This window comes from Streptomyces sp. HSW2009 (assembly GCF_040240285.1).
Taxonomy (GTDB): domain Bacteria; phylum Actinomycetota; class Actinomycetes; order Streptomycetales; family Streptomycetaceae; genus Streptomyces.
In genome coordinates, this window is sequence record NZ_JBEHZD010000542.1 from 1 (window position 1) to 5,100 (window position 5,100).

The 5,100-nt window shown below is 68.8% G+C and carries 4 protein-coding genes and 1 pseudogene; all 5 read left to right on the forward strand.

Going from position 1 to position 5,100, the window contains the following annotated elements; all coding sequences use genetic code 11:
- Window positions 1-315: transketolase C-terminal domain-containing protein (locus tag AAHZ94_RS28185; RefSeq protein WP_349996351.1), on the forward strand; the 315-nt coding region annotated here is incomplete at its 5' end.
- A gap of 984 nt (window positions 316-1,299) precedes the next feature.
- Window positions 1,300-2,490: a DegT/DnrJ/EryC1/StrS family aminotransferase gene (locus tag AAHZ94_RS28190; RefSeq protein WP_349996353.1), complete on the forward strand. Its 1,191-nt coding sequence runs from the start codon at window positions 1,300-1,302 to the stop codon at window positions 2,488-2,490.
- Window positions 2,491-2,492: 2 nt separating this feature from the next.
- Window positions 2,493-3,611, forward strand: coding sequence for a DegT/DnrJ/EryC1/StrS family aminotransferase (locus AAHZ94_RS28195; RefSeq protein WP_349996355.1), 1,119 nt, complete (start codon window positions 2,493-2,495; stop codon window positions 3,609-3,611).
- A 10-nt stretch (window positions 3,612-3,621) separates the two neighbouring features.
- On the forward strand, window positions 3,622-4,884 hold the full coding sequence (locus AAHZ94_RS28200; protein ID WP_349996357.1) for a nucleotide sugar dehydrogenase: 1,263 nt from the start codon (window positions 3,622-3,624) through the stop codon (window positions 4,882-4,884).
- A pseudogene (locus AAHZ94_RS36540) lies at window positions 4,881-5,100 on the forward strand (2-oxoacid:acceptor oxidoreductase subunit alpha); the annotation flags it as partial. The gene AAHZ94_RS28200 and the pseudogene AAHZ94_RS36540, both read left to right, overlap by 4 nt.

The window sequence follows — 5,100 nt, forward strand, 5'->3', positions numbered from 1 at the left end:
GTCAATTCCACGTTGGTGGGGTGGGCTGCGGAGCACGAATTGGTGGTCACGGTCGAGGACAACGGCCGGGTGGGCGGCGTGGGCTCGGCCCTGACCGGCGCCCTGCGCGACGCCCGTATCACCACCCCCGTCCACGAATTCGGCCTGCTCCAGCGGTTCAGCGAACACGGCAGCCGCGACGAGGTCCTGAGCGAGGCCGGCCTCACCGCCGACGCCATCGCCGACGTCGTCCACGACCTCCTCACCCCCGCGGCCGACCTCCTCGCCCCGGCCCCCGCCCACCCGGCCCGCCCAGCCCTCCGCGGCGCGTCCTGATCCACGGGGCGGCCCACGGGGCGGCCTGCGGCCCGCTCACCGTTCGCCCCCCGTGTGTTGCTGCCGGGGTTGCCCGCCGCCGGCCGGTGCGCTCCGCACGGTTGGGTGTCGCTGTACGGGCTTGCGCTGTGTGGCGTCGGGCTCGCTTCTGGTTGGCTGCCTCGGTGATGCTGTCCAGGTTGCTTCGTACGGCGGGGGTTGGGTGTTGTCGTACGGGCTTGCGCTGTGTGGGATCGGGCTCGCTGCTGGTTGGCTGCCTCGGTGATGCTGCCCAGGTTGCTTCGTACGGCAGGGGCTGGGTGTTGCGTACGGGCTTGCGCTGTGTGGGGTTCGCCTCGCGCCCGCCCGGCCGCTGTCGGTCCACGTTGTTCGGCGCTGCCTGCTGCGGCTCCCGTATGGCAGCGTGCTGTCACGCCGGCCAGCGCCCCGGGGCGCCTCGCTGTTTGCTCTCGCCGCCGGCCCACGCGCTATCCCAACGCGCTATCCCAACGTGCTATCCCAACGTGCGGCCCCACCCGGGCCCCACGGGCCCCCTCCGCGCCGTCAGGGCAGACTTGGCCGTCAGTGGTCCGCTGTGGCCCGTTCCGGTCGTGTTCGGGCTCGTACGGACATCCCATGTACCGACACGCGCAGAATTGCGCCATGCTGGACCGACCCCTACTGCCGTGGATTTAGGGGGCCGGGGAAGTCGCGTAGGGGGTATCGGGGGCTCGACGCGGGGTGTACAAGGCGCTGTTAGGGCGCTTGGATACGGAGTGGAGCCGGGCGTGCGCTCCTGGTATACCGTGGGCTGACGGTGCGTCGGATACCACCGCGCGCACCGGCGCAGACTGACAAGATCTTGTCCTGTCGTACGCGGGTCTGTCTGTGCATGGCAGATTCGGCGGTGCGAGTTCCGGCTCTGGCCGGCTGGCCTGGATTGACTGCTACCGGCAAGTTCTTGTCCGTAGCGACGTCACAGAACCGCTTCATAGCGTCACCCCTATGGTGCCCACGCTTACCGATGCTGCCGCCGCGCCGGTTCCGTTTTTCACGCAGGCAGAGTCCTTCAAGGAACTCTGGCCGCTCATCAGCCGACATACGGATGATGTCTTCGACCGGGGCAAGTTCTCCCACGGCCGCAAGGTGGCGGAGCTGGAGCGCGCCATCGCCGCATACACCGGTGCTCGCCGGGCGGTTGCCGTCAACAGCGGCACCGACGCCCTGGTGATCCTGTTGCGCGCGGCCGGGATCGGCCCCGGTGACGAGGTCATCGTGCCGGCCTTCTCGTTCTTCGCCTCGGCCTCGTCCGTCAGCCTGGTCGGTGCCCGTCCGGTCTTCGCCGACATCACCGCCGACGGTGACTACGCCATGGACGCCGCCTCAGTCGAAGAGCTCATCACCGAGCGGACCAGGGCCATCATGCCGGCGCACCTGTTCCACCAGCTCGCTGATCTGACAGCGCTGTCAGAGGTGGCCCGCCGCCATGACGTGATGTTCCTCGAAGACAGCGCCGAGGCCATCGGCATGCGCTGGGACGGCACCCACGCCGGCCTGATCGGCCGCGGCGGCGTGCTCTCCTTCTTCCCGACCAAGACGCTCGGGGCGCTCGGCGACGCCGGCCTGATCCTCACCGACGACGAGGAGCTGGCCGAACAGGCCGCCGTGCTGCGCCACCACGGTCGGATGGGCAAGACCATCGACCACATCGCCGGCATCTCCAACCTCTCCGGAGTCTCCGGCACCAACAGCAAGATGGACGACGTGCAGGCGGCCGTCCTGCTCGCCAAGATGAGCCGCCTCGACCAGGACATCGCCCGCCGCGCCGCGCTGGCCGCCGCCTACACCGAGCGGCTGCGCGACACCGACGGCGTGCTTGCCGTACCGCGCATCGTGCCCCGCTCCGTGGCGTCCGAGCCGGTCTTCTACGTGTACCAGGTCGAGGTCGAGGCCAGGGACGAGCTGGCGGCCCACCTGACGGCCCGGGGCATCGGCACCGAGACGTACTACCCGCGCCCGCTGCACACCCAGCCTTGCTACGCCGACGGCGACGTCGGGCTGCGGCCCGGCAGTCTGCCCAACGCCGAGGCGGCCTGCGAGCGGACGTTGGCGCTGCCCCTGTACCCGGACCTGACGGAAGCGCAACTGGAGACGGTCTGCGCCGCCATCTCGGACTTCTACGCCGGAAGGCGATGACCATGGCCACCATCCCGTTCTTCCCGCCCGACCTCTTCGAGACGGACCGGCAGGCGTTCAAGGACCTGCTGTTCGAGGTCGGTACGGACGAGGACCAGAAGTTCATCCTGGGCCGGCGCACCGCCGAGCTGGAGGAGGAGCTGCGCCGCACCACCGAGGCCGAGCACGTCATCGCCTGCTCCAGCGGCACCGGTGGCCTGAACCTGGCGGTGCAGGCGCTGGGCATCGGCCCCGGCGACGAGGTCATCGTGCCCGCGTTCTGCTGCCAGCCGGTCGCCAGCTCGGTGGCCAACTTCGGCGCCACCCCGGTCTTCGCGGACGTCGACCCGCACACCATGGTCATCGACCCGGAGTCGATCGAGAAGCTCATCACCAGCCGCACCCGCGCCGTGATGCCCGCCCACGTGTTCTCGATCATGGCCGACATGCCGAAGATCAATAAGATCGCGCACGACCGCGGTCTGAAGGTCATCGAGGACGCGGCGGTGGCCCAGGGCGCGGTGCTCGACGGGGTGCCGTCGGGCCGCTGGGGCGATCTGGGCGTCTTCTCGTTCTTCCAGGTCAAGGCGTTCGGCACGGCCGGCGAGGGCGGCGCGGTGCTCACCGACGACCCGGAGCTCGGCCGGCTGGTGCGGATGCTGCGCAACCACGGCCAGGACGGCATTACCCGCTTCCTGCACCACAAGGTCGGCCAGAACAGCCGGTTCGACGAGATCATCGCCGCCTTCCAGCTCCACCGGCACGCGGGCTTCGAGGACCGCTTGGAGCGCCGGGCGCGGATCGCCGACTACTACACGGAGCGCTTTGAGCCGCTCGCCGGCCGGGGCGTCCTCGCCCCGCCCGCCGGCCGCAACGGCCGCTGCTACTACGTGTACTCGCTGCTCGTGGAGCGCCGCGCCGACATGCGCGCCTGGCTGAGCGAGAAGGACATCGGCACGCACGTCTACTACCCGGTGCCGCTGCCGCTCCAGCCCGCGTTCTCCGCGTACGCGCCCGAGGGCGTCACCTGGCCTGGCGCGCAGCGGGCCAGCGACCAGAACCTGGCCATTCCGATCTGGCCGCACCTCTCCGACAGTCAGGTGGAATACATCGCCGACTCGGTCTGTGAATTCTTCGACTAGGGAGCTTCCTTTGACCACGAAACTGGTCGTAGTGGGGCAGGGGTATGTCGGCCTGCCCTTGGCCGTTGCCGCTGCTGAGCACGGGTACCAGGTCGTCGGTTACGACACCGATGAGTCCCGGGTGAAGAAACTCGCCGTGGGTGACTCGTTCGTCGGGGACGTTCCCTCACCGCGCCTCGCCGAGGTCATCGACCAAGGCACCTATCGGGCGAGCATCGACACCGAAGACCTGGACGGTTTCGATATCGCGGTCATCACCGTGCCCACTCCGCTGCACGAGGGGGTGCCCGACCTCTCGTACATCGAGGCGGCGGGAAAGGCACTGGCGTCCCGACTGCGGCCGGGCGCCACCGTCATCCTGGAATCGACGAGCTATCCGGGCACCACCGAGGAGGTGCTCGCGCCGATCCTGCGGGAGGGTTCCGGGCTCGAACCCGGGACGGAATTCCATCTCGGATACAGCCCGGAACGCATTGACCCGGGCAATGCGCAGTGGACCTTCGAGACCACGCCCAAGGTGGTGTCGGGTGTCGATGCGGCGTCGCTGGAGAGCGTGCGCGCCTTCTATGCGACGATCGTGCAGGAAGTCGTGGTCGCCAAGGCGCCGCGGGTGGCCGAACTCGCCAAGGTCATGGAGAACACCTTCCGGCACGTCAACATCGCGCTGGTCAACGAATTGGCCACGCATGCCGAAGGAATCGGCGTGAATGTGTGGGACGCCCTTGAGGTCGCGGCCACCAAGCCGTTCGGCTTCATGCGCTTCACGCCGGGCCCCGGTGTCGGCGGGCACTGTCTGCCGGTGGACCCGCTGTATCTGTCGTGGAAGGTCGAGCGCGCGTCGAGCAAGCGGTTCCGGCTGGTGGAACTGGCGGACGAGCTCAACAACGCCATGCCGGAGCACGTGGTCCGGAAGTTGACCCGCGGCCTTGACCGGCGGCACCAGACGGTCACCGGTTCGCGCATTCTGCTGCTCGGCCTCGCCTACAAGCCCAACACGGGCGACCTGCGCGAATCCCCGGCACTGCCGATCGCCTCCATGCTCATCGAGGCGGGCGCCACAGTGCGGTTCGCCGACCCGCACATCACCGAGGACCCACACGTGCCGGGCCTCACCCAGGTCGAATTGACCCCGGAGGAGATAGCGCGGGCACACGCCGTGCTCATCGTCACCGATCACGACGACTTCGATTACGAGGCGATCGCCGCATCGGCCCGCTACGTCTTCGACTGCCGTAACCGACTGCCGCTCTCGAAGGACATCGAGTCGCTATGAGTGGGGCCACCCCCGGAAACGCGCACGCTGACCCGGCAACGCCATTAACGCAGTCAACGCCGTCGTCCTCGGCGACCGCCGCTCCGGCTCCGGCACCCGCCGGTGCCGGAGCACCCGCGAAGCCCACCGAGAGCCTGAGCCGAGTCATTATCCGTTTTGCGGGTGATTCGGGTGATGGTATGCAGTTGACGGGTGATCGGTTTACTTCGGAGACGG